This is a genomic window from Frigoribacterium sp. Leaf8, from assembly GCF_001421165.1.
GTDB lineage: Bacteria > Actinomycetota > Actinomycetes > Actinomycetales > Microbacteriaceae > Frigoribacterium.
In genome coordinates this window covers 385,256-405,968 of sequence record NZ_LMKB01000006.1, presented here as the reverse complement: position 1 = coordinate 405,968, position 20,713 = coordinate 385,256, and the positions used below count along the sequence as shown (strand labels likewise).

The window sequence follows — 20,713 nt, the reverse complement described above, 5'->3', positions numbered from 1 at the left end:
AGGGTAGAGAAGCCTAAAGGTCGAGGAGGCGCGTGTCCGTCGACGACGGGCGCGCGCCTCCTCGACGTGCTGTGGTCCCGGCCGGCCGGGGATGGGCTCAGGACGGAGGGCTCGACCCGGGCCGCTCGGGGCTGGACTCAGGCGGGTGGGCTCAGCCCGGGTGGGTCATGCTGAGCACGTCGAGTGCGGTGTCGAGCTGCTGCTCGGTGACCTCGCCCCGCTCGACGAACCCGAGATCGACGACGGCCTCGCGAACGGTGAGCTTCTGGGCCACCGCGTGCTTGGCCACCTTCGCCGCGGCCTCGTAGCCGATGACGCGGTTGAGCGGCGTCACGATCGACGGGGACGACTCGGCGAGGGCCCGGGCGTGCTCGACGTTGGCCTCGAGCCCGTCGACGGTCTTGTCCGCCAGGGCGCGGGTGGCGTTCGAGAGCAGGCGGATCGACTCGAGCAACGCCGTCCCCATCACGGGGATCGCCACGTTGAGTTCGAAGGCTCCGGACGCGCCCGCCCAGGCGATCGTCGCGTCGTTGCCGATCACCCGTGCCGAGACCATGAGCACGGCCTCGGGGATGACCGGGTTGACCTTGCCCGGCATGATCGACGAGCCGGGCTGCAGGTCGGGGATGTGCAGCTCGCCGAGACCCGCGTTGGGCCCAGAGCCCATCCAGCGGATGTCGTTGTTGATCTTGGTGAGGCTCACGGCGAGCACGCGCAAGGCACCGGAGGCCTCGACGAGCGCGTCGCGGGCCCCCTGCGCCTCGAAGTGGTCGAGCGCCTCGGTGACGGGCAGCCCGCTGTCGTCCGCGAGGGCGGCGATGACCCGCTGCGGGAAGCCCTGAGGCGTGTTGATGCCGGTGCCGGTGGCCGTTCCGCCCAGGGGGACCTCTGCCACGCGCGGCAGGGCGCTCTGCACCCGTTCGATCGCGAGACGGATCTGCCGGGCGTAGCCGCCGAACTCCTGCCCGAGCGTGACCGGCGTGGCGTCCATGAGGTGGGTGCGGCCCGCCTTCACCACGTCGGACCAGGCCGTGGCCTTCTTCTCGAGGGCGACCGCCAGGTGGTCGAGGGCGGGCACCAGGTCGTGCAGCAGCGCGCCCGTGACGGCGACGTGCACCGAGGTCGGGAACACGTCGTTCGACGACTGCGACGCGTTGACGTGGTCGTTGGGGTGGACGGCGACGCCGTCGACCGTTCCGGCGAGGGTGGCGAGCACCTCGTTCATGTTCATGTTCGAAGACGTGCCGCTGCCGGTCTGGTAGACGTCGACCGGGAACTGGTCGTGATGGCTGCCACCGATGATCTGGTCCGCGGCCGAGACGATCGCATCGGCGACGGGACGGTCGATGATGCCCATCTCGCCGTTCACCAGGGCGGCCGCGCGCTTGATGCGAGCGAGCGCGACGATCTGCGCCGGCTCGAGACCGGCCCCGCTGATGGGGAAGTTCTCGACGGCACGCTGCGTCTGGGCGCGGTAGAGGGCCGATGCGGGCACCCGCACCTCGCCCATCGTGTCGTGCTCGATGCGGTACTCGGTCTCGGATGTGGTCACGACGTCGTGGTCCTTTCCTCGGGCCCTGCCGGGCTGCTGCGCCCGTCGAGGGCGCGGGGCGTCGGAGCGTTCGCACCGACTCGGTTCAGAGTCGGCCGACGACGACCGAAGGGTCGACCCGCCCGTTGGCGAGGTCGTAGTTCGCGCCGACCACGGCCAACTTACCGTCCGCGACGGCGGACGCGATGAGGGCGGACCGGTCGACGAGCGTGCGGACCGACGCCTCGATGTGCAATTGGCCGACCGTGCGGGGGTCGAGGTCGGCACCCGTCTCGAGGTCGAGCTGGGCACGCTCGACCGACGGCATGATCATGTCGATCAGCCCACCCAGGAAGGCCGACCCGGGGGCGGCGTCGGAACCGATGGAGTCGATGGCCGAGGCGACGGCGCCGCAGCTGTCGTGGCCGAGCACCACGATGAGGGGGACGTGGAGCACCGAGACCGCGAACTCGAGCGAGGCGATGACGGTGTCGCCGACCACCTGGCCGGCGTTGCGCACGACGAAGAGGTCACCGAGGCCGACGTCGAAGATGATCTCGGCGGCCAGTCGCGAGTCGGCGCATCCGAAGAGGGCCGCCACGGGCTCTTGGCCGGCGGCGAGGGACGACCGCCGGTCGCTGTCCTGGTGGGGGTGGCGAGGTGCCCCCTCGACGAAACGGTGGTTGCCGTCCACCATCCGGCTCCATGCCGTCCCCGGCTCGGACGCGCTCACCGGCGCGATGGCCGAGACGTCCGTGGGCCGGGACGTCGCGGTGTTCTCGGGTGCGGAAGGGACCGCGGTGGCGGGCACGCCGGCGGCGGGGTCGTGTCGGGTCACGTCATTCGCTTTCTTGGCTGGAGATCTGCTCGGCAAGGGAGGTGGCCAGCACGTCGAACTCGGCATCGTCGGCCGTGCCGTAGAGCACGTACGAGCTGCGGTCGACCGTGGTGGTCAGGGCATAGGCGTAGTTGCCCGGGTCGTCGGCGTCGCGCCGGTCGTAGACGTCCCAGGTCAGACCGCCGATCGACCGGGTCGACGTCGCCGCCGCGTTCTGCACCTGCAGGCTGACCCAGGTCGGATTGGCGTCGATGCCCTGTTCGAGCCCGATGAACTGCTGGGCCGGCGTGATCAGCCCCACGTACCAGGTCGGCACGTCGTCGCGGGTCGTGGACCGGACCTCGGCGGCGTTCGAGCTCCAGCCGTCGGGCAGCGGAGGCGCGGCCAGGGGGGCGTCGACGCTCGCCTGGGCCTGCGACGCGACCTGGACGTAGTCGATCTCTTGCCGGTTCACCGTGCCACTCGGGCGGACCACGACGAGCACGAGGAAGAGCACGATGCCGAGCGAGGCGACGATCGACAGGGTCAGGTTGATCGCCGTCTGGTTCGCGTAGTGCTTGCGGGTGTTCTCGGCCTTGCGCGCGGCGGTCTCGTCCGGGGTCTCGGGTCGGCCGAGTTCGGCGACGATGCGGGGCTCTCGGGGACGTCGCGAGCCCCGGGGACCGCCGTCGGAGGGGGAGGTCATTCTGCCGACCCCTGACGGCGGGCCGCCTCGAGGCGCTCCCGCGCCCCCATCAACCATTCTTCGCAGCGCCGGGCGAGCGCCTCGCCGCGTTCCCAGAGGGCCAGCGAGCGCTCGAGGGTCGAGGCGCCCTGCTCGAGTTCGGACACGACGGACACGAGCTCGTCGCGGGCCTGCTCGTAGCTGAGCGACGAGACGTCGGGCGGGGTGCTGGTCGGGGTGGTGTCCACGCGACGATCCTAACGAGGGGTGCTGACGGAGGTCGTGGCGGACGCCACGGGTGACGACTCGTCGGGAGCGTCGGAGCCTGGGGAGGAGGCGCCGGTGCTGACGGCGCCCACCGCGCCTCCGTCGGTCGTCACGAGCAGGCGCGTCTCGGCGGGGGCCTCGGCGGGGGACCGCAACACCCTGCCCGACGGCAGCTGCACGATCGCGTAACCGCGGCGCAGCGTGCCCTGCGGCGACAAGGCGCGCAGCTGGGCCGTGAGCTCCGAGACGCGGGTGTGCGCCCTCTCGACGGCCCGGCCGACGAGTTCTTCGCCGCGGGCCACCGCCCGGACGACCTCGTCGGCCCGCACGTCGACGAGGGTCTGGGGCGACGCCAGCACCGGCCGGCTGCGGATCTGTTCGAGCCGGTCGATCTCGGTGGCGACCAGCGAGGTCAGGCGCACGCCGATGCGGGTGCGCGCCTGTTGCACGCGCGACAGTTCTTCGGTCACGTCGGGGACGACCCGTTTCGCGGCGTCGGTGGGCGTGGACGCGCGCAGGTCGGCGACGTCGTCGAGGAGCGGCCGATCCGCCTCGTGCCCGATGGCGCTGACGACCGGCGTGGTGCACGCCGAGACGGCGCGGACGAGGCCTTCGTCGCTGAAGCCGAGGAGGTTCTGGAAATCGCCGCCGCCTCGCGCGACGATGATGACGTCGACCTCGTCGTCGGCGTCGAGGCGCTGGATCGCCGCCGTGACCTCGCCGACCATGCGGTCGCCCTGCACCGCCGAGTGCACGACGCGGAACGAGACCGAGGGCCATCTCAGCTGGGCGTTGCGCAGGACGTCTTTCTCGGCGTCGCTGTCCTTGCCGGTGACGAGGCCGATGCAGCCGGGCAGGAACGGCAGGGCCCGCTTGCGCTCGGGGGAGAAGAGCCCCTCGGCCGTGAGCTGGCGACGGAGGCGCTCGAGTCGTTCGAGGAGGTCGCCGAGCCCGACGTGGCGCATGTCGAAGACCTGCATCGTGAGGCTGCCGCCCTTGACCCAGTAGTTCGGCTTGACGGCGGCGATGACCCGGTCGCCCTGCTTGAGGTCGGCGGGTACGCGTGACTTCACGCTGGACCAGATCGAGAACGAGACGGTCGCGTCGTGTTCGAGGTCGCGGAGCTTGCCGTAGACGTTGCCGCCCGAGACGTTCCACTGGGTGATCTCGCCCTCGACCCAGGCCGTCCCCAGGCGGTCGATCCAGTCGCGCACCTTGCTCGCGAGGAGGCCGACGGGCCACGGGGACTCGGCGGTGGGGGGAGGGGGAACGATCGTCATGGAGCTCCGTTCGAGGGGTGGTCGACACCGGCAGGACGAGCGGCGACCCCGGTGATCGACCGGTCGCGCGGTCTCTCCCAGTACGCGACCAGTCCGGCACACCTAGACTCGTCGGGTGAGCCACATCTCCAACGGCGCCCTCGCCATCGACCTGCCGACACCGCGTGTTCCTGCGGTGCGGAACAGGCTAAAGGATACCCCCGTCAACGGACGCAAGCAGGTGCTGCTCGCGGCACCCCGCGGGTACTGCGCCGGCGTCGACCGCGCCGTCATCGCGGTCGAGAAAGCCCTCGAGCACTACGGCGCGCCCGTCTACGTCCGCAAGCAGATCGTCCACAACGTGCACGTGGTCGCGACCCTCGAGAGCCAGGGGGCCATCTTCGTCGACGAGGTCGACGAGGTGCCCCCGGGGTCGCACATCGTGTTCAGCGCGCACGGCGTCTCGCCGGCCGTCGTGAAGGGTGCGGCGGATCGCGAGCTGCAGGCCATCGACGCGACCTGCCCCCTCGTCACGAAGGTCCACCGCGAGGCCGTGCGCTTCGGCAACCAGGGCCGGCACATCATCCTGATCGGCCACGCCGGGCACGAAGAGGTCGAGGGCACGATGGGCCACGCGGCGGATCGCACCACCCTGGTGCAGAACCCGGGCGAGGTCGACGACCTCGTCGTCGCCGACCCCGACAACCTCGTCTGGCTGTCGCAGACCACCCTCAGCGTCGACGAGACGATGGAGACCGTGCGTCGACTGCGTGAGCGGTTCCCGAACATCCAGAACCCCCCGAGCGACGACATCTGCTACGCCACGCAGAACCGCCAGGTCGCCATCAAGAAGGTCGCCCAGGGCGCCGACCTCGTCATCGTCGTCGGATCGGCGAACAGCTCCAACAGCGTGCGTCTCGTCGAGGTCGCTCTCGAGCACGGCGCCAAGGCCGCCTACCGCGTCGACTACACGAACGAGATCAAGCAGGAGTGGCTCGACGGCGTCGAGACGGTGGGGGTCACCTCCGGCGCGTCGGTTCCCGAGGTGCTCGTCGACGAGGTGCTGGCCGACCTGTCGGACGCCGGCTACGTCGACGTCCACGAGGTCGTCACGGCTGAGGAAGACCTGATGTTCTCACTGCCGAAAGAGCTGCGGAAAGACGCGACGGGCCAGGTCGACGCCCGCGGCCTCGGCGGTCGCACCCGATGACCGACGACCGACCGAAGCCGCGCTACGGCGAGTACGCGCCCGAGGGCTGGGTCAATCCCGCCGCGGCCGAGGCCGACGCCGCCGAGGAGGCGCGGGTCGCCGGTCAGGGCGCCCGGCCCGCGGTCTCGACCGACGTCCGCCCCGGTGACGAGACCCGCACCGCGCCTCCTGCGCTCTCGACCGGGCGGCGCATCGACCGGGTGGCGACGTTCGCCCTGATCGGGCTGGGTGCCTTCGGGGCGATCCAGGCCGTCGCCCGCGTGCCCGGTTACGCGACGACGCAGCTCGCCCAGTTCGAGACGTTCGGGCTCGACCTCTCGGGGTTCGGCTCGTCCGCTGCGCTGCAGACCTTCGGGGTCGTCATGGCCGTGCTGGCCGTGACGCTGTTCGCCGTCTCGACCTGGTGGACCCTCCGGCGGCTGCGTGCCGGGCGTCTCGGCTTCGTGGTGCCCCTCGTCGCCGGTGTGGTCTTCGGCCTCGTGCAGGGCTTCGGGGCGGCAGCCATCCTGATGGGTGACCCGGCTTTCGCCGAGGCGATGCAGAGCTTCACGAACGACTACTTCTCGGGGTCGAACTGACGTCCACCCCTCGCTCCCACGACGAAGCCCCCGAGCACTCGCTCGGGGGCTTCGTCGTGCGACCAGGAGGCGCGGGTCAGCTCGCCGACTGACCGTACGACCCGAGCTGCTTCGTCGCCTCGACGACGCGGGCGGCCATGGCGCTCTCGGCGACCTTGCCCCAGGCGCGGGGGTCGTACTGCTTCTTGTTGCCGACCTCGCCGTCGACCTTGAGGAACCCGTCGTAGTTCTTCAACACGGTGTCGGCGATGGACCGGCTGAAGGCGTACTGCGTGTCGGTGTCGAGGTTCATCTTGACGACGCCGTTCGAGACGGCCTCGGCGATCTCGGCGTCGGACGACCCCGAACCACCGTGGAAGACGAGTTCGAGGGGCTTCGCGGCGGTGCCGAACTTCTCCTGGATGCCCTGCTGGATCTCGCCGAGCAGTTCGGGACGCAGCTTGACGTTGCCCGGCTTGTACACGCCGTGCACGTTGCCGAAGGTGAGGGCGGCGATGTAGCGGCCGTGTTCGCCGAGGCCGAGCGCCTCGACCACGCGGGTGACGTCGCCCACCGTGGTGTAGAGCGCGTCGTTGGTGCCTTCGTGCTGCACGCCGTCTTCTTCGCCGCCGACGACGCCGATCTCGACCTCGAGGATGGCGTTGATGGCCTTGGTGCGCTTCAGCACGTCCTGCGCGATCGAGATGTTCTCGTCGAGCGGGACGGCCGAGCCGTCCCACATGTGCGACTGGAACAGCGGGTTGCGACCGGCCCGGACCTCTTCTTCGGAGGCGGCGATGAGCGGGAGCACGAAGCCGTCGAGGGCGTCCTTCGGGCAGTGGTCGGTGTGGAGGGCGACGGTCACCGGGTAGTTCTTCGCGACCTCGGTCGCGAACTTGGCGAAGGCGATGGCGCCCGCGGCGCGGTTCTTGACGGTGTGGCCGGCGAAGTAGTCGGCGCCGCCGGTGGTGACCTGGATGATGCCGTCGCTGCCCGCCTCGGTCAGGCCCTGCAGCACGGAGTTGATCGTCTGCGACGACGAGACGTTGACGGCGGGGTAGGCGAAGCCCTTGTTCTTCGCCTTGTCGAGCATCTCGGCGTACTGCTCGGGGGTTGCGACGGGCATTGAATCTCCTTCGATCACGGCTGGTGGCTCATCCACCCTAGTCAGCGCACGTCTGTTCGTCCTGGTCGTCGGAGCCCGGTCGGGAGGCGCGGCGCGGGTAAGATCCGGAGCATGGCTGACACGGATTCCGGAACCCTCTACTCGCACCCCGACCGCAACCTCGGCATGGAACTGGTCCGGGCCACCGAGGCGGCCGCGATCCGTTCGGCGCCGTTCATCGGCAAGGGCGACAAGAACGCCGCCGACAAGGCCGCGGTCGACGCCATGCGCAAGTTCTTGGGCACGGTGGCGTTCGACGGCGTGGTCGTGATCGGCGAGGGCGAGAAGGACGAAGCCCCGATGCTCTTCAACGGCGAGCACGTGGGCAACGGCTTCGGCCCGGCCTGCGACATCGCCGTCGACCCCATCGACGGCACGAGCCTCACCGCGGCGGGACGCATGAACGCCCTCTCGGTGATCGCCGTCAGCGACCGCGGCAGCATGTACGACCCCAGCGCCGTCTTCTACATGGACAAGATCGTCACGGGCCCCGAGGGCCGCGGCATCATCGACCTCGACCGTCCCATCGGCGAGAACATCACCGCCCTGGCCGCCGCCAAGGGCATCGCCGTCGAGGACATGCAGATCGCCGTCCTCGACCGTCCCCGTCACGCCGACCTCATCGCCGAGATCCGGGCCGTGGGCGCGTCGACCCGCCTGCTCCTCGACGGTGACGTCGCCGGTGGCATCAACGCCGCCCGTCCCGACTCCCGCATCGACATGTGCGTCGGTGTCGGTGGCACGCCCGAGGGCATCATCACGGCCTGCGCGGTCAAGGCCCTCGACGGCCTGATCCTCGCCCGCCTCGCCCCGAAGGACGACGCCGAGCGCCAGAAGGCGATCGACGCCGGTCACGACCTCGACCGCGTCCTCGACCAGGACGACCTCGTCACGGGCGACAACGCGTACTTCGTCGCCACGGGTGTCACCGACGGTGCACTCGTCGCGGGCGTCACGCGCAAGCAGGGCATGATCCGCACGTCGAGCATCGTGCTGCGCTCGCACTCGGGCACCATCCGCCGGGTCGAGGCCGACCACCTCGTCTCGAAGTGGTACGGCGAGAAGGCCTGATCGGCGCGACACCCACCTGACACGACGAACGCCCGGCCTCGGCCGGGCGTTCGTCGTGTCGGGGGGTCACTCGTGGTCGGTGCTGCCCTCGACGAGGGCCGACGCGAGCTCGGGGGCGGTGAGTTCTCGGGGAGACTCCTCGACGATCGTCGGGGTCGCGAGGACCTTGGACTCGTCGAGCATGCTGAGCCGGCGGGCCGACGGGAGGACCGTCCGCTCGAGCGACCCGACGAACCGGTTGTAGTCCGTGACGCCGGCGCGTAGCGACCGGCCGAGCTTGTCGACGTGGCCGGCCATGGTCGACAGCCGACCGTAGAGTTCGCGGCTGAGGTCGAAGAGCTCTTTCGCCTCGGCGGTGACGACGTCCTGTTGCCAGCTGAAGGCGACGGTCTTGAGCACCGACCAGAGGGTCACGGGCGAGGCGAGGGCGACGCGCTTCTGGAAGGCGTAGTCCATCAGGGCCGGGTCGGCCTCGAGGGCGGACGACACGAGCGACTCGCTCGGGATGAACGCGATGACCAGCTCGGGCGAGGACTCGAGTCCGGCCCAGTACGTCTTGCCCGCCAGGGCGTCGACGTGGGCCCGCAGCGCCTTGACGTGCTGCCGGACCAGCTGGTCGCGTCGTGCGCCCTCGTCGCCCGTGGCGGATGCGGGGATGGCGCTGGCCTCGAGGTAGGCGGAGAACGGCACCTTGGCGTCGACCGCGATGTTCTTGCCGCCGGGGAGGTGCACCACCATGTCGGGGCGACCGGAGCCGGCGTCCGACGAGATCGACGTCTGCACGTCGAAGTCGACGCGCTCGACGAGACCCGCGGCCTGCACGACGTTGCGCAACTGGGTCTCGCCCCACACGCCGCGGGTGCTGTTCGACTTCAGCGCGGAGGCGAGCGACTCGGCCGTCCCGCGGAGCCGTTCACCCGATTCGGCGGCGGTGCGGAGCTGCTCGCTGAGGGCGCCGTACTGGAGGGTGCGTTCGGCTTCGAGCTCGGCCACCTTCTGCTGGACGGCCTGCAGGCTCTCGGCCACAGGGCTGAGCGCGACGAGCACCTGACCGTCGGTGCGTGCCCTCTCGGCCTCGGCGATGCGGACGTCGCGGAGGCGGTCCTGGAACTCGCGGAGGCGGTCTTCTTGCTGCGCGATCTGTCGACGGTACTGGTCGTCCTGACCGTCGAGGCGCTCACGAGTGGCATCGGCCACGGCGCGGGCTGCGGCGAGGTCGGACGACAGGCGTGCCGTCGCCTCCGCGGCGCGGGTACGAGCGACGAGTGCTCCGACGGCGACGCCGAGGACGAGACCGAGCAGCAGGGCGAGGAACAGCGCGAGCGGAAGGGGCATGGCGGAAGTGTGGCAGCGGCCACCGACACCGGTCGGGAGTCGACGCGGTGGGGTCGGGAGAGACCGACGCGCCCCGGGGGCGTCGGACTGGCGTGAGGGAGGCGCCTAGCCGAAGGCCATCGGGCGTCGGTCGGCCCGGGGCACGGCGGGCGCCGTCGGCGCCCCGGCCGGCTGCAGCACCTTCACCTTGACCGACGCGATCGTCGCGAGTTCGGACAGGTCGGAGGCGCCGTGGAACAGTGCGGCGTGGGCGACGATGGCCGCACAGGCCTCGGCGTCGGCGAGGGCGTCGTGGTGGGAGAAGGCGTCGAATCCGGCGGCCGTCGCGGCGACCGGCAGTCGGTACGAGTCGAGCGAGTAGGTCTTGCGGGCGACCTGCAGGCTGCAGAGGTACGACCACGGGGGAGGGGTGAGCCCGGTCGCTGCGCAGGCGGCCTTGATGACGCCCATGTCGAAGCCGGCGTTGTGGGCGACGAAGACGTCGTCGCCGGCGAAGTCGGCGAGCAGCTCGAACTGTTCGGCCCAGCCGAAGGCGCCGACGACGTCGTTCGCGACGATGCCGTGGATGCGGGTGTTCCACTCGGAGAACTCGTCGTGCCCGGTGGGTGGCTGGATCAACCAGCCGACCTTGTCGACGACGACGCCGTCGCGGACCTTGACGAGGCCGACGGAGCAGGCACTGGCGCTGCTCGAGTTAGCGGTCTCGAAGTCGATCGCGGTGAAGTCGATGGGCATTGACTCATGCTCTCACGCGCCTCCGACACCGCCTCCCCAGGCGCGGTGGGGGACCGTTCCGTCCACAGCGGACGCGGTTCCGACGGCACGGCTCGGCAGGCCCGGTACGCTTGACCCTCGTGGCTCTCACTATCGCGATCGTCGGACTGCCCAACGTCGGCAAGTCCACCCTGTTCAACGCCCTGACCAAGAACCAGGTGCTGGCGGCGAACTATCCGTTCGCGACCATCGAGCCCAACGTGGGCATCGTCAACCTGCCCGACCCGCGCCTCCAGGTGTTGGCCGGTCTCTTCGGCAGCGAGAAGATCCTGCCCGCGCCGGTGTCGTTCGTCGACATCGCCGGCATCGTCAAGGGGGCGAGCGAGGGCGAGGGGCTCGGCAACAAGTTCCTGGCGAACATCCGCGAGGCCGACGCCATCGCCGAGGTCGTGCGCGGCTTCGACGACCCCGACGTCGTGCACGTCGACGGCAAGGTCGACCCCGAGAGCGACATGGGCACGATCAACACCGAGCTGATCCTCGCAGACCTCGAGACGGTCGAGAAGGCGCTCGTCCGGTACGAGAAAGAGCTGCGGCTGAAGCGCGTCGAGCCGATCGTGCACGAGACGGCCGTCGCCGCCAAGGAGGCGCTCGAGCGAGGCGAGGCGCTCTCGGCCACGAGCATCGACCTCGAGCCGATCCGCGAACTCGGGTTGCTCACCGCGAAGCCCTTCATCTACGTCTTCAACGTCGACGAGGCCGTCCTCACCGACGAGGCGCGCAAGGCCGAACTGCAGGCCCTGGTCTCGCCGGCCGAGGCGATCTTCCTCGACGCGCAGGTCGAGTCCGAGCTGATCGGCCTCGACGACGAGGACGCCGCCGAGCTGCTCGCGTCGCTCGGGCAGGACGAGTCCGGTCTCGACCAGCTCGCCCGCATCGGCTTCGAGACGCTCGGGCTGCAGACCTACCTGACGGCCGGCCCGAAAGAGACCCGCGCCTGGACGATCGGCAAGGGCTGGAAGGCCCCGCAGGCCGCCGGGGTCATCCACACCGACTTCGAGAAGGGCTTCATCAAGGCCGAGGTCATCTCGTTCGACGACCTGGTCGAGACCGGCTCCATCGCCGAGGCCCGCTCGGCCGGCAAGGCCCGCATCGAGGGCAAGGAATACGTCATGCAGGACGGCGACGTGGTGGAGTTCCGCTTCAACAACTGACCCTCCGGCTCGGGGGCGAGCGCCACTCATCTACTCTCAAGCATGAGCCAAACGGATTCCCCGCCCACCGGCACCACCTCCGGCGCCCCCGCACTGCTGCGCCTCGGCGTCCTGGCCACCTCGCGCAAGCCCGACGAGCGGCGCCTGCCGATCCACCCCGCCCACCTCGACCGCATCGACGCCGACCTGCGGGCGAACATGACCCTTGAGCGCGGCTACGGCCTGCGCTTCGGCATCCCCGACGCCGACCTCGAGCCCCTCGTGGCGATGGCCGACCGCGAGCAGATCGTCGCGGACAGCGACGTCGTCCTGCTGCCCAAGCCCCAGGCCGCCGACCTCGAGGGCCTGCGCGACGGTCAGACCCTCTGGGGCTGGCCGCACTGCGTCCAGGACCGCGAGATCACCCAGCTCGCCATCGACAAACGGCTCACCCTCATCGCGTGGGAGGCCATGAACCACTGGCAGTCCGACGGCGGCTACGGCCTGCACGTCTTCCACAAGAACAACGAGCTCGCCGGCTACTGCTCGGTGCTGCACGCCCTCCAGCTCTGCGGCTCGACCGGCGACTACGGCCGTCGCCTCAGCGCCGTCGTCATCGGCTTCGGCGCCACCGCCCGCGGCGCCGTCACGGCCCTCAACGCCCACGGCATCCACGACGTGCGCGTCCTGACGAACCGCAACATCGCCGCCGTCGGGTCGCCGATCCCGTCGGTCGACATCTTCCAGTTCGAACACGACCCCGAGACGCCCGGCGCCAGCACCGTGAACACCCCCGACGGGCCGGTCGCCCTCGCTCCGTTCCTCGCCGCAGCCGACATCGTCGTCAACTGCACCCTCCAGGACCCGAACGCCCCGCTCACCTACCTGCGCGAGACCGACCTCGACGCCTTCCGCCCCGGCAGCCTCATCGTCGACGTCTCGGTGGACGAAGGCATGGGCTTCGACTGGGCCCGCGCCACGACGTTCGCCGAACCGCTCGTCACGGTGGGCGCCACCACGAACTACTACGCCGTCGACCACAGCCCGTCGCTCCTCTGGAATTCCACGACGTGGGAGATCAGCGAAGCCCTCCTCCCCTTCCTCCGCACCGTCATGGAGGGGCCGACCTCGTGGGCGGCGTCCGACACGATCCGCCGCGCCGTCGAGATCGCGGAGGGGCGGGTCGAGAACGAGGCGATCCTCGAGTTCCAGCACCGCGCCTCCTCGTACCCGCACGCACCGCTCGACTGAGCAGAGCGCCAGGCCGGGCGGTCGCGGGGGACGGATCAGACCGCAGGAGGCGCGGCGAGGGCCGCGAGGACGCGCTCGGCCCCGAAGTCCCACGCCCCGTCGACGTCGCCGCCCAGCTGGAAGCCGCCGTTGAGCTCCATGATGACGAAGCCCGCCACCCACGCCGTGAGCGTGCGGGCGGCGTCGAGGGCCCGCTCCGGCCCGACGAGCTGCTCGCCGACCCGGAGGGCGGCGGCGCTCGCCGCGGCGCCGAACTCGCGTCGCGCGGTGGGGACGCCGGGCCCGGGCGTCATGACCAGCTGGAACGCGGCCGGGCGCTCGTGCCCGAACGTGCGGAAGGCGTCGAGCACCTCGCGAGCGGACCCCGCCCCGTCGAGCCGCGCGGCCAGGTCGGTGAGGGTGGCCTCCGCGACCGACCGCAGCAGCGCCTCCCGGTTCTCGACCCTCTTGTAGAGCGAGGGCGCACGCACGCCGACCCGTGCCGCGACCGCGGCCATCGTGAGGCCGGACGGGCCGTCGGCCTCGAGCAACTCGCGCGCGGCGAACAGGATGGCGTCGGGTGAGGTGCGGTCGGGTGTGGGCATCCGTCGAGTATAGCTATTGACAATAGCCATGATGGCTAACTACCGTAGCCATCATGGAACTCGCCCCCTCCCTCCACCGCATCGGCAACGACATCGTCGCCGCGTACCTCGTCGTCACGCCCGAGGGCGTGACCGTGATCGACGCCGGTCTGCCCGGCCTCTGGTCCGAACTCGTCTCCGAGCTGGCCGCCGTCGGACGCACCCCCGACAACGTGAAGGGCGTCGTCCTCACCCACGGTGACTCCGACCACGTCGGCTTCGCCGAGCGGCTGCGTCGCGAACACGGGGTGCCCGTGTACGTCCACGCCGCCGACGCCTCGCGGGCGAAGGGCGGCCCGAAGCCGGGGAACGGCATGCCGCCCATGAAGCTCGGCCCCCTGCTGGGGTTCGCCGGCTACAGCCTGCGCAAGGGCGGGGCGAGGACCGCGTGGCTCACCGAGGTCGTCGAGGTGCACGGGGGCGAGACGCTCGACCTGCCGGGTGCGCCTCGGATCATCCCGATGCCCGGGCACTCCGAGGGCAGCATCGCCGTCTTCGTCCCGAGCGTCGACGCCGTCTTCGTGGGCGACGCCCTGACCACGCGCCACGTGACGACCGGGCACGTCGGGCCCGCCCCGGCTCCGTTCACCGACGAGCCCGAGCAGGCCCTCGCCTCGCTCGACGCCCTGCTCGGGACCGGTGCGACCTGGGTGCTGCCGGGCCACGGCGCTCCCTGGGACGGTGGCGTGGCCGCGGCCGTCACCGCCGTCCGCGCCGCCGCCCGCTGACCCGACCGAGCCGGCTCGGACGGCGCCGCCCGGCGACGGGCCGACCCGGGGTCAGACCCCGACCGGCACCGCCGCCGGCGTCACCCGCACCAGCACGGCCTTCGACACCGGGGTGTTGCTGCCGATCGACGCGCTGTCGAGCGGCACGAGCAGGTTCGCCTCGGGGAAGTACGCGGCGGCGCACCCGCGGGCCGTGGGGTAGGCGACGATGCGGTAGTCGCGGAGCACCCGCTCGACGTCGTCGGTCCAGACCGTCGACACGTCGACCTTCTGGCCGTCGGTCAGCCCGAGGTCGTCGAGGTCGAGCGGGTTGACGAAGACCACGTGCCGACCCTTCTTGATGCCGCGGTAGCGGTCGTTGAGGCTGTAGATCGTGGTGTTGTACTGGTCGTGCGAGCGCAGGGTCTGCAGCAGCAGCGTCCCCTCGGGTCGTTCGACGTGCTCGAGGTCGTTGACCGTGATCATCGCCTTGCCGACCTTCGTCGCGAAGGTCCGCGAGTCGCGCGGCCCGTTCGGCAGCACGAAGCCGTCACGGCTGCGCACCCGCTCGCTGTAGCGCTCGAAGCCCGGCACGACCCGGCTGATGTGGTCGCGCAGCGTGTCGTAGTCGTCCTCGAAGCCCTTCCAGTCGATCTCGAGGTCGGCCCGGTCGCCGAGCGTCGCCCGCGCCAGGCGACTGACGATGGCGACCTCGCTGAGCAGGTCGGGCGCGACCGGCGGCACCTGGCCGTGGCTGCCGTGCACCGAGCACACGGTGTCCTCGACCGAGACGAACTGCGGCCCGGCCTCCTGCACGTCGATCTCGGTGCGGCCGAGCGTCGGCAGGATGAGCGCCTCGGCGCCGACCACGGCGTGCGAGCGGTTCAGCTTCGTCGACACCTGGACGGTCATGTCGGTCCCGCGCATCGCGGCTTCGGCGAGCTGGGTGTCCGAGATCGCGGCCACGAGGTTGCCGCCCATGCCCATCCAGAACTTGATGCGCCCCTCCTGCATGGCCTTGATGCCCTTGAGGGCGTCGACGCCGTGCTCGCGCGGCGGGTCGAAGCGGAACTCCTTCTGCAGGGCGTCGAGGAACTCGTCCGAGACCTGCTCCCAGATGCCCATCGTGCGGTCGCCCTGCACGTTGCTGTGCCCGCGGATCGGCGAGGCGCCGGCACCCGGCTTGCCGATGTTGCCCCGCAGGAGCAGCAGGTTGATGATCTCCTTGATGGTGTCGACGGCCTTGCGGTGCTGCGTGATGCCCATCGCCCAGGTGATGATCACGCGGTCCGAGGCCAGGTAGCGGTCGGCCAGCTCGTCGATCTCGGCCCGGTCGAGCCCGGTCGCGAGCAGCACCTCGTCGTCGTCGACCTGCGCGATGTGCTCACGGAAGGCCTCGAGCCCGACGGTGTGCTCGGCCAGGAACTCGTGGTCGAGCACCGTGCCGGGGGCGGCGTCCTCGGCCTCGAGGACGCGCTTGGCGACGGCCTGCAGCAACGCCATGTCGCCACCGAGCCGGATCTGCAGGAACTGGTCGGCGATCTCCGTGCCGCGACCCGCGACGCCGCGCGGCAGCTGCGGGTTCTTGTAGCGACGCAGGCCGGCCTCGGGCAGCGGGTTGACCGCCACGATCTTCGCGCCCTTGAGCTTGGCGTCCTCGAGGGCCGTCAGCATGCGCGGGTGGTTGGTGCCCGGGTTCTGCCCGAGGATGACGATCAGGTCGGCCTGCTCGAAGTCGTCGTAGGCGATGGTCGACTTGCCGATGCCGACCACCTCGGCCATGGCGAGGCTCGTCGACTCGTGGCACATGTTCGAGCAGTCGGGCAGGTTGTTCGTGCCGAAGGCGCGCACGAACAGCTGGTACGCGAAGGCCGCCTCGTTCGAGGTGCGGCCGGACGTGTAGAACGACGCCTCGTCCGGGCTGTCGAGAGACCTCAGCTTGTCGCCGACGATGCGGAACGCCTCGTCCCACGACACCTCGCGGTAGTGGTCGCTGCCGGCGGGCTTGTGCACGGGCTTGGTGAGGCGGCCCTGCATGCCGAGCCAGTACTCGGTCTTGTCGAGCAGGTCGGTCACCGAGTGCTCGGCCCAGAACGTGTCGGGCACGAGCACCGGGTTGGCCTCCCAGGTGACCGCCTTGGCGCCGTTCTCGCAGAACTCGGCGACCTTGCGGTGGTTCGGGTCGGGCCAGGCGCAGCTCATGCAGTCGAAGCCGTCCTTCTGGTTCAGCGACGTCATGAGCTTGACGGTGCGGGCAAGCCCGAGCTGCTTGATGGCCGGGTCCATCGAGTGCAGCACGCCGGGCACGCCGGCGGCCCACTCGCGCGGGGGGCCGACCTCGATGTCGGCGTCGGTCACGTCGGAGACGGGGGGTTTCTCGGTCACGGTCTGGTTCCGATCGTCAGGGGGACGGGCGAGGAGGCGCGCGTCGCGCCGCCGGGGGAGTCGAGGGCGTCGGCGTCATCGGCGTCGGCGGATTCGCGGGATGAGGAGGCGCGGGTCGCGTCGCCGGCGTCGCGCGAGCGGGCCGACGGCTCGATCCCGTCGGGCTCGCCGAGCCGGTCCGGTCGCGAGTAGACGACCATCGACCGACCGCGGAGGAACCCCACGATCGTGACGCCCAGCTCGGTCGCGAGGTCGACGGCGAGCGACGACGGTGCCGACACGGCGGCGAGCACCGGGATGCCGGCCATCGACGCCTTCTGCGTGAGCTCGAACGAGGCGCGACCCGAGACCATCAGGACGGTCCCGCCCAACGGCAGCCGCGCCTCCTTGACGGCCCAGCCGACGACCTTGTCGACGGCGTTGTGCCGACCGACGTCCTCGCGCAGGACGAGCAGCTCGCCCGTGCGGCCGTCGAAGAGCGCCGCGGCGTGGAGCCCGCCGGTCTTCTCGAACACGTCCTGGCCCTCGCGCAGGCGGTCGGGGAAGGTCGCGAGCAGGGCGGGGTCGACGACGAGGGGGTCGTGCCGCACGTCGTGTTGCGACGTCGTGCGGACGGCGTCGATCGAGGCCTTGCCGCACAGCCCGCACGAGCTGGTCGTGTAGAACGCCCGCTCGAGGCTCGGGTCGGGCGCCGGCACCCCGGGCGCGAGCGTGACGTCGAGCACGTTGTACGTGTTGAGCCCCTCGGCGGTGGCCCCGGCGCAGTAGCGGGCGGCGAAGAACTCGTCACCGGTCGAGATGACGGCCTCGGACACGAGGAACCCCGCGGCCAGGTCGAAGTCGTGACCGGGCGTGCGCATGGTGATGGCGAGCGACGTGCCGCCGACGCGGATCTCGAGGGGTTCCTCGACCGCGAGGGTGTCCATGGTCTTGCGGACGCCGGCGCTGCCGTCGTCGCCGACCGTGATGCGGGTCACCGGTTTGCGGGACGTGATGCGTGCCATGGGTCAGGTCTACCCCTCGAACCCCGGAATCGAAAGCCGGCGGGGCCCGTGACTCACCACGGGAGGCCGAGCGAGGGGACGACGTCGCCCGCCCGCGCCCCGCCCTCGGGCACGACGAGCAGCCCGTCGGCGTCGGCCAGGCCGCGCAGCATCGCCGACGACTGTCGCTCGGTCGGCACGGCTCCGTCCGGGGTCGCCCGGTACGCCTGCACGAGCGCGCCGGGTCGGGGGTGGGCCACGTCGACGGCGAGCGTGACGGACCCGGGAGGCGCGGGTCGCCTCCCGAGGAGGCCGTCCACCACCGCGGTCCCCACGACCACGAGCCCCACGTAGGCGGCCATCGGGTTGCCCGGCAGGCACAGGTAGACCGTGTCGCCGCGGCGCGCGACGACCAGGGGCTGCCCCGGACGCATCGCGAGACCGTCGACCACCAGCTCGGCGCCCAGCCGGTCGAGGGCGGCGCGGACGTGGTCGGTCGGGCCGTGCGCGGTGCCGCCGGTCGTCACCACGAGGCGACGGTCCGGGCGGTCGAGGGCGGCGATCGTCGTGTCGAGGTCGTCGGCCACCCGCGTCGTGGTCGCGGACGCCGTGCCGAGGGAGCCGAGGAGGCGCGGCACCGGCACCGAGAACACGTCGCGGACCGTGCCGCGCTCGGGCACGCCCTCGGCCACGACCTCGTCGCCGAGCACGGCCAGGGCCACCGTCGGGCGGGTCACCACGGGCACGGCGTCGTGCCCGCCGAGGGCCAGCACGGCGACGCGGGGCGGGGTGAGGAGCGTGCCCGCGGTGATCAGGGCGTCGCCGCGGTCGATCTCTTCTCCGGCTCGCCGGACGTGCGGCGGACGGCGGGGGTCGTCGTCGGCCGTCAGGACGCCGTCGGCCACGTGCCCGGACTCCGAGCGCAGCACCCGGTCCGTCCCGTCCGGGACGACGGCGCCCGTGGTGACCGGTCGCGCGACCCCGGTCGGCAGCGAGCCGTCGTCGTCGGCGACCCGGCCCGCGACGATCGACGGGCCGAGTCGCCAGGGGCCCTCGCCGGCGACCGCCCAGCCGTCCATCGCCGAGACGTCGGAGCCGGGCACGCGCGCGAGGCTCGTGGCGTCCCGGGCCAGCGTGCGACCGACCGCGTCGGCGAGCACGACGGTCTCGAGGTCGCGGGGCAGTGCCCGGGCGGCGTCGGACGCCTCGGCGCGGGCCACCCGCCAGTCGGCCCGCCGGACCGTCACGCCGGGTCGGCCGTGGCCGTGGCCAGCGCGGTGGCGGTCGCGGTCGCCCGGTCCAGCTCGGCCTGCGAGCCGCCGGCGAGCCCCGCGGCGTAGCCGACGAGGAACGTCGTCAGCGGGGCGGCCGGGCGGGCGACGCCGTGCGCCGCGTCGCGGGCGAGGTCGAGAACCACGGGGACGTCGACCACGAAGTCGTCGGGCAGGCCCAGGGCCCGGACGAGTCGTGCGGCCCAGGCGTCGAGTTCGGCAGGTGTGTCGGTCATGGTCGACACTCAACCAGTCGCGTCGGCCTCGCGCCGGACGACACCCAGGCGGTCGGCGTCGGCGACGGTGTCGACGTCGGCGCAGAGCGCGTCGGGCACGGGGACCTCGAGCAGGTCGAGCCCGTCGAGCAGACGGCGGAGCGACAGGCCCTCGAGGGGGCCGTCGGCCCGCAGTCCTCCGAGTCGCGTCCGCAGGGCGTCGGTCCGGTAGAGAGCGAGCAGTGGCTGACGTCGCCCGCCCGAGTCGACGGCGAGCCGACCGTCCCGGTGTTCGTCGTCCTCGGCGCCGCCGGCGACAAGGGCCGCCACGGCCTCAGGCGCCCGCGGCAGGTCGCAGGCCAGCACGAGTGCCCACGGTGCCGGGTCGCCGACGACGGCGAGACCGGCCGCGAGGGCGGCCACCGGCCCGGACCAGGCAGGCTCCTCACGGGTGAGCAGGGCTCCGGCGGGCGGCACCCGACCGTCGCGCAGGCCGACCACGACGAGGGTCCGGGCTCCGGCCGCCGCCTGGACGGCCCGGTCGAGGAGCGTCGCGTCGCCACTCGTGAAGCCGGTCTTGTCGGCACCGTGCACCCGGGAGGCGCGACCCCCGGCGAGCAGGACGGCGTCGAACCCGGCGTCCCCGGTCATGCCCTGCCACCCGCGTCCACGCCGCGAGCCTAGACCTGCCCTCGACCGGCGTCCTCGGGGCGAGGCCATCCCGGAGGATGATCCGATGTCGTCCTCGGAGCCGAGGCTTCCTCGTGTCGTTGTCGTTAGGCTGGAGAGATCAGCCGACAGACCGGTCCGGCATCGGCCTGGCGAGGGGGAGACGACCATGAAGCGTTCCGTGAACACCGCCCTCGTCGGTCTTGCACTGGCCGGACTGCTGGCCGGTTGCGCGCCGGCGACGGGTGGAGCGGGCGCGTCGACGTCCGGTCCGACCGCCCCGGCGACCGACGTCGCCGCCTCGCCCGAGGCCACCGCGACCCCGTCGGAGACCCCGACGGGGACTCCGTCGCAGACCCCGACGACGCGGCCCGTGTCGATCCCGACGGACTGCACCGACCTGGTGGACGCCGCGACCTACGCCGCCACGATGGGCGACGCCCCCCTCAACGACCCCGCCTACTTCGGTCAGCCGATGGGACAGGTCGCTCCCACGGCACCCGGCGCCGACGCCGACCTGAGGGACGTCGTGGCGTCCGCCCAGGTGCTCCGCTGTGGCTGGGCCGACATGCGGGCCGACGTCACGGGCCTCTTCGCCGACGTCAGCACGGTGGACGCCGCGACGGCCGCGGCGTATCCCGCCTGGCTCGCCGAGGGACGCGAACCCACCTCGGTCTTCTGGCTCGACGGCGTGGTCTACGACTGCTCCGAGGCGTACGGCGGCTCGCTCTGCCAGTACGTCACGACCCACCCGATGTACGGCGTCGACATGGCGGACACCGTGCTGGTGCGCGACGACGTCGTC

At 71.6% G+C, this 20,713-nt stretch carries 21 protein-coding genes; 7 read left to right on the top strand and 14 right to left on the bottom strand.

All coding sequences use genetic code 11. The features are described 5' to 3' along the window. Positions 1 to 151 precede the first annotated feature (151 nt). The 5 genes from ASL10_RS13415 to xseA form a co-directional block, all read right to left on the bottom strand. Positions 152 to 1,552 carry a class II fumarate hydratase gene (locus ASL10_RS13415; protein WP_255350807.1) on the bottom strand — a complete coding sequence of 467 codons (1,401 nt, stop codon included), beginning with the start codon at positions 1,550 to 1,552 and terminating at the stop codon, positions 152 to 154. Between the two features lie 85 nt (positions 1,553 to 1,637). Further along, positions 1,638 to 2,228: a carbonic anhydrase gene (locus tag ASL10_RS13410; RefSeq protein WP_056049244.1), complete on the bottom strand. Its 591-nt coding sequence runs from the start codon at positions 2,226 to 2,228 to the stop codon at positions 1,638 to 1,640. Between the two features lie 142 nt (positions 2,229 to 2,370). Then, a complete protein-coding gene (locus ASL10_RS13405; RefSeq protein ID WP_056048791.1) occupies positions 2,371 to 3,054 on the bottom strand; it encodes a DUF4245 domain-containing protein in 684 nt (227 codons plus the stop codon). Continuing rightward, entirely contained in the window at positions 3,051 to 3,281 is a 231-nt protein-coding gene (locus tag ASL10_RS13400) for an exodeoxyribonuclease VII small subunit (RefSeq protein ID WP_056048788.1), read from the bottom strand. Before ASL10_RS13400 ends, ASL10_RS13405 begins: the two co-directional genes overlap by 4 nt. Before the next feature lie 9 nt (positions 3,282 to 3,290). Further along, positions 3,291 to 4,580 carry an exodeoxyribonuclease VII large subunit gene (gene xseA, locus ASL10_RS13395; RefSeq protein WP_056048784.1) on the bottom strand — a complete coding sequence of 430 codons (1,290 nt, stop codon included), beginning with the start codon at positions 4,578 to 4,580 and terminating at the stop codon, positions 3,291 to 3,293. A gap of 124 nt (positions 4,581 to 4,704) precedes the next feature. Between xseA and ASL10_RS13390 the strand changes: the two genes are divergently transcribed. Both ASL10_RS13390 and ASL10_RS13385 read left to right on the top strand, forming a co-directional pair. Beyond that, the gene (locus ASL10_RS13390; RefSeq protein WP_233568507.1) at positions 4,705 to 5,769 is read left to right on the top strand and encodes a 4-hydroxy-3-methylbut-2-enyl diphosphate reductase; all 1,065 of its coding nucleotides are present in this window, start codon (positions 4,705 to 4,707) and stop codon (positions 5,767 to 5,769) included. Then, complete coding sequence (locus ASL10_RS13385) at positions 5,766 to 6,347, top strand: DUF6264 family protein (protein ID WP_056048781.1); 582 nt, start codon at positions 5,766 to 5,768, stop codon at positions 6,345 to 6,347. Before ASL10_RS13390 ends, ASL10_RS13385 begins: the two co-directional genes overlap by 4 nt. A gap of 76 nt (positions 6,348 to 6,423) precedes the next feature. Here the strand turns inward: ASL10_RS13385 and fbaA are convergent, their stop codons facing one another. After that, positions 6,424 to 7,452 (bottom strand): class II fructose-bisphosphate aldolase, encoded by a 1,029-nt coding sequence (gene fbaA, locus ASL10_RS13380; protein ID WP_043597847.1) that lies wholly within the window; start codon positions 7,450 to 7,452, stop codon positions 6,424 to 6,426. A 111-nt stretch (positions 7,453 to 7,563) separates the two neighbouring features. Here fbaA and glpX point away from each other — a divergent pair, with 111 nt between their 5' ends. Continuing rightward, positions 7,564 to 8,562 carry a class II fructose-bisphosphatase gene (glpX, locus tag ASL10_RS13375; RefSeq protein ID WP_043597850.1) on the top strand — a complete coding sequence of 333 codons (999 nt, stop codon included), beginning with the start codon at positions 7,564 to 7,566 and terminating at the stop codon, positions 8,560 to 8,562. A 66-nt stretch (positions 8,563 to 8,628) separates the two neighbouring features. Here glpX and ASL10_RS13370 read toward each other — a convergent pair whose 3' ends face one another. Together ASL10_RS13370 and ASL10_RS13365 are read right to left on the bottom strand one after the other, a co-directional pair. Next, the gene (locus ASL10_RS13370; protein ID WP_056048778.1) at positions 8,629 to 9,897 is read right to left on the bottom strand and encodes a DNA recombination protein RmuC; all 1,269 of its coding nucleotides are present in this window, start codon (positions 9,895 to 9,897) and stop codon (positions 8,629 to 8,631) included. A 105-nt stretch (positions 9,898 to 10,002) separates the two neighbouring features. Further along, positions 10,003 to 10,632 carry an exonuclease domain-containing protein gene (locus ASL10_RS13365; protein ID WP_056048775.1) on the bottom strand — a complete coding sequence of 210 codons (630 nt, stop codon included), beginning with the start codon at positions 10,630 to 10,632 and terminating at the stop codon, positions 10,003 to 10,005. Positions 10,633 to 10,751: 119 nt separating this feature from the next. Here ASL10_RS13365 and ychF point away from each other — a divergent pair, with 119 nt between their 5' ends. Both ychF and ASL10_RS13355 read left to right on the top strand, forming a co-directional pair. After that, positions 10,752 to 11,825, top strand: coding sequence for a redox-regulated ATPase YchF (gene ychF, locus ASL10_RS13360; protein WP_043597911.1), 1,074 nt, complete (start codon positions 10,752 to 10,754; stop codon positions 11,823 to 11,825). A gap of 42 nt (positions 11,826 to 11,867) precedes the next feature. Continuing rightward, entirely contained in the window at positions 11,868 to 13,055 is a 1,188-nt protein-coding gene (locus tag ASL10_RS13355) for a N(5)-(carboxyethyl)ornithine synthase (RefSeq protein WP_056048773.1), read from the top strand. A 35-nt stretch (positions 13,056 to 13,090) separates the two neighbouring features. Here ASL10_RS13355 and ASL10_RS13350 read toward each other — a convergent pair whose 3' ends face one another. Further along, positions 13,091 to 13,639, bottom strand: a complete 549-nt coding sequence (locus tag ASL10_RS13350; RefSeq protein WP_056048770.1) for a TetR/AcrR family transcriptional regulator — start codon at positions 13,637 to 13,639, stop codon at positions 13,091 to 13,093. Positions 13,640 to 13,692: 53 nt separating this feature from the next. On the opposite strand from ASL10_RS13350, the gene ASL10_RS13345 reads away from it, so the two are divergent. Further along, a complete protein-coding gene (locus ASL10_RS13345) occupies positions 13,693 to 14,406 on the top strand; it encodes an MBL fold metallo-hydrolase (protein ID WP_056048769.1) in 714 nt (237 codons plus the stop codon). Between the two features lie 51 nt (positions 14,407 to 14,457). Here ASL10_RS13345 and ASL10_RS13340 read toward each other — a convergent pair whose 3' ends face one another. From ASL10_RS13340 to ASL10_RS13320, 5 genes are read right to left on the bottom strand one after another with little or no spacing between them, the layout of a single operon-like run. Then, a complete protein-coding gene (locus ASL10_RS13340) occupies positions 14,458 to 16,770 on the bottom strand; it encodes an FdhF/YdeP family oxidoreductase (protein WP_056048765.1) in 2,313 nt (770 codons plus the stop codon). Further along, positions 16,767 to 17,774: a formate dehydrogenase accessory sulfurtransferase FdhD gene (gene fdhD / locus ASL10_RS13335; RefSeq protein WP_082460583.1), complete on the bottom strand. Its 1,008-nt coding sequence runs from the start codon at positions 17,772 to 17,774 to the stop codon at positions 16,767 to 16,769. Before fdhD ends, ASL10_RS13340 begins: the two co-directional genes overlap by 4 nt. 53 nt (positions 17,775 to 17,827) lie before the next feature. Then, the gene (locus tag ASL10_RS13330; protein WP_056048763.1) at positions 17,828 to 19,000 is read right to left on the bottom strand and encodes a molybdopterin molybdotransferase MoeA; all 1,173 of its coding nucleotides are present in this window, start codon (positions 18,998 to 19,000) and stop codon (positions 17,828 to 17,830) included. Further along, positions 18,997 to 19,260: a DUF6457 domain-containing protein gene (locus ASL10_RS16085; RefSeq protein WP_056049238.1), complete on the bottom strand. Its 264-nt coding sequence runs from the start codon at positions 19,258 to 19,260 to the stop codon at positions 18,997 to 18,999. The genes ASL10_RS13330 and ASL10_RS16085 overlap by 4 nt, the downstream gene beginning before the upstream one ends. Before the next feature lie 9 nt (positions 19,261 to 19,269). Next, on the bottom strand, positions 19,270 to 19,890 hold the full coding sequence (locus ASL10_RS13320) for a molybdenum cofactor guanylyltransferase (RefSeq protein ID WP_056048759.1): 621 nt from the start codon (positions 19,888 to 19,890) through the stop codon (positions 19,270 to 19,272). Positions 19,891 to 20,077: 187 nt separating this feature from the next. On the opposite strand from ASL10_RS13320, the gene ASL10_RS13315 reads away from it, so the two are divergent. Further along, positions 20,078 to 20,713: hypothetical protein (locus ASL10_RS13315; RefSeq protein ID WP_162234618.1), on the top strand; the 636-nt coding region annotated here is incomplete at its 3' end.

Excerpts from the sequence above, each read along its gene's own strand:
- ASL10_RS13365 (WP_056048775.1), bottom strand. The coding sequence starts at position 10,632 with ATGCCCATCGACTTCACCGCGATCGACTTCGAGACCGCTAACTCGAGC.
- fdhD (WP_082460583.1), bottom strand. The coding sequence starts at position 17,774 with ATGGCACGCATCACGTCCCGCAAACCGGTGACCCGCATCACGGTCGGC.
- ASL10_RS13405 (WP_056048791.1), bottom strand. The coding sequence starts at position 3,054 with ATGACCTCCCCCTCCGACGGCGGTCCCCGGGGCTCGCGACGTCCCCGA.
- ASL10_RS13370 (WP_056048778.1), bottom strand. The coding sequence starts at position 9,897 with ATGCCCCTTCCGCTCGCGCTGTTCCTCGCCCTGCTGCTCGGTCTCGTC.
- xseA (WP_056048784.1), bottom strand. The coding sequence starts at position 4,580 with ATGACGATCGTTCCCCCTCCCCCCACCGCCGAGTCCCCGTGGCCCGTC.
- ASL10_RS13410 (WP_056049244.1), bottom strand. The coding sequence starts at position 2,228 with ATGGTGGACGGCAACCACCGTTTCGTCGAGGGGGCACCTCGCCACCCC.
- fbaA (WP_043597847.1), bottom strand. The coding sequence starts at position 7,452 with ATGCCCGTCGCAACCCCCGAGCAGTACGCCGAGATGCTCGACAAGGCG.
- ASL10_RS16085 (WP_056049238.1), bottom strand. The coding sequence starts at position 19,260 with ATGACCGACACACCTGCCGAACTCGACGCCTGGGCCGCACGACTCGTC.
- glpX (WP_043597850.1), top strand. The coding sequence starts at position 7,564 with ATGGCTGACACGGATTCCGGAACCCTCTACTCGCACCCCGACCGCAAC.
- ASL10_RS13355 (WP_056048773.1), top strand. The coding sequence starts at position 11,868 with ATGAGCCAAACGGATTCCCCGCCCACCGGCACCACCTCCGGCGCCCCC.
- ASL10_RS13385 (WP_056048781.1), top strand. The coding sequence starts at position 5,766 with ATGACCGACGACCGACCGAAGCCGCGCTACGGCGAGTACGCGCCCGAG.
- ASL10_RS13345 (WP_056048769.1), top strand. The coding sequence starts at position 13,693 with ATGGAACTCGCCCCCTCCCTCCACCGCATCGGCAACGACATCGTCGCC.
- ASL10_RS13320 (WP_056048759.1), bottom strand. The coding sequence starts at position 19,890 with ATGACCGGGGACGCCGGGTTCGACGCCGTCCTGCTCGCCGGGGGTCGC.
- ASL10_RS13350 (WP_056048770.1), bottom strand. The coding sequence starts at position 13,639 with ATGCCCACACCCGACCGCACCTCACCCGACGCCATCCTGTTCGCCGCG.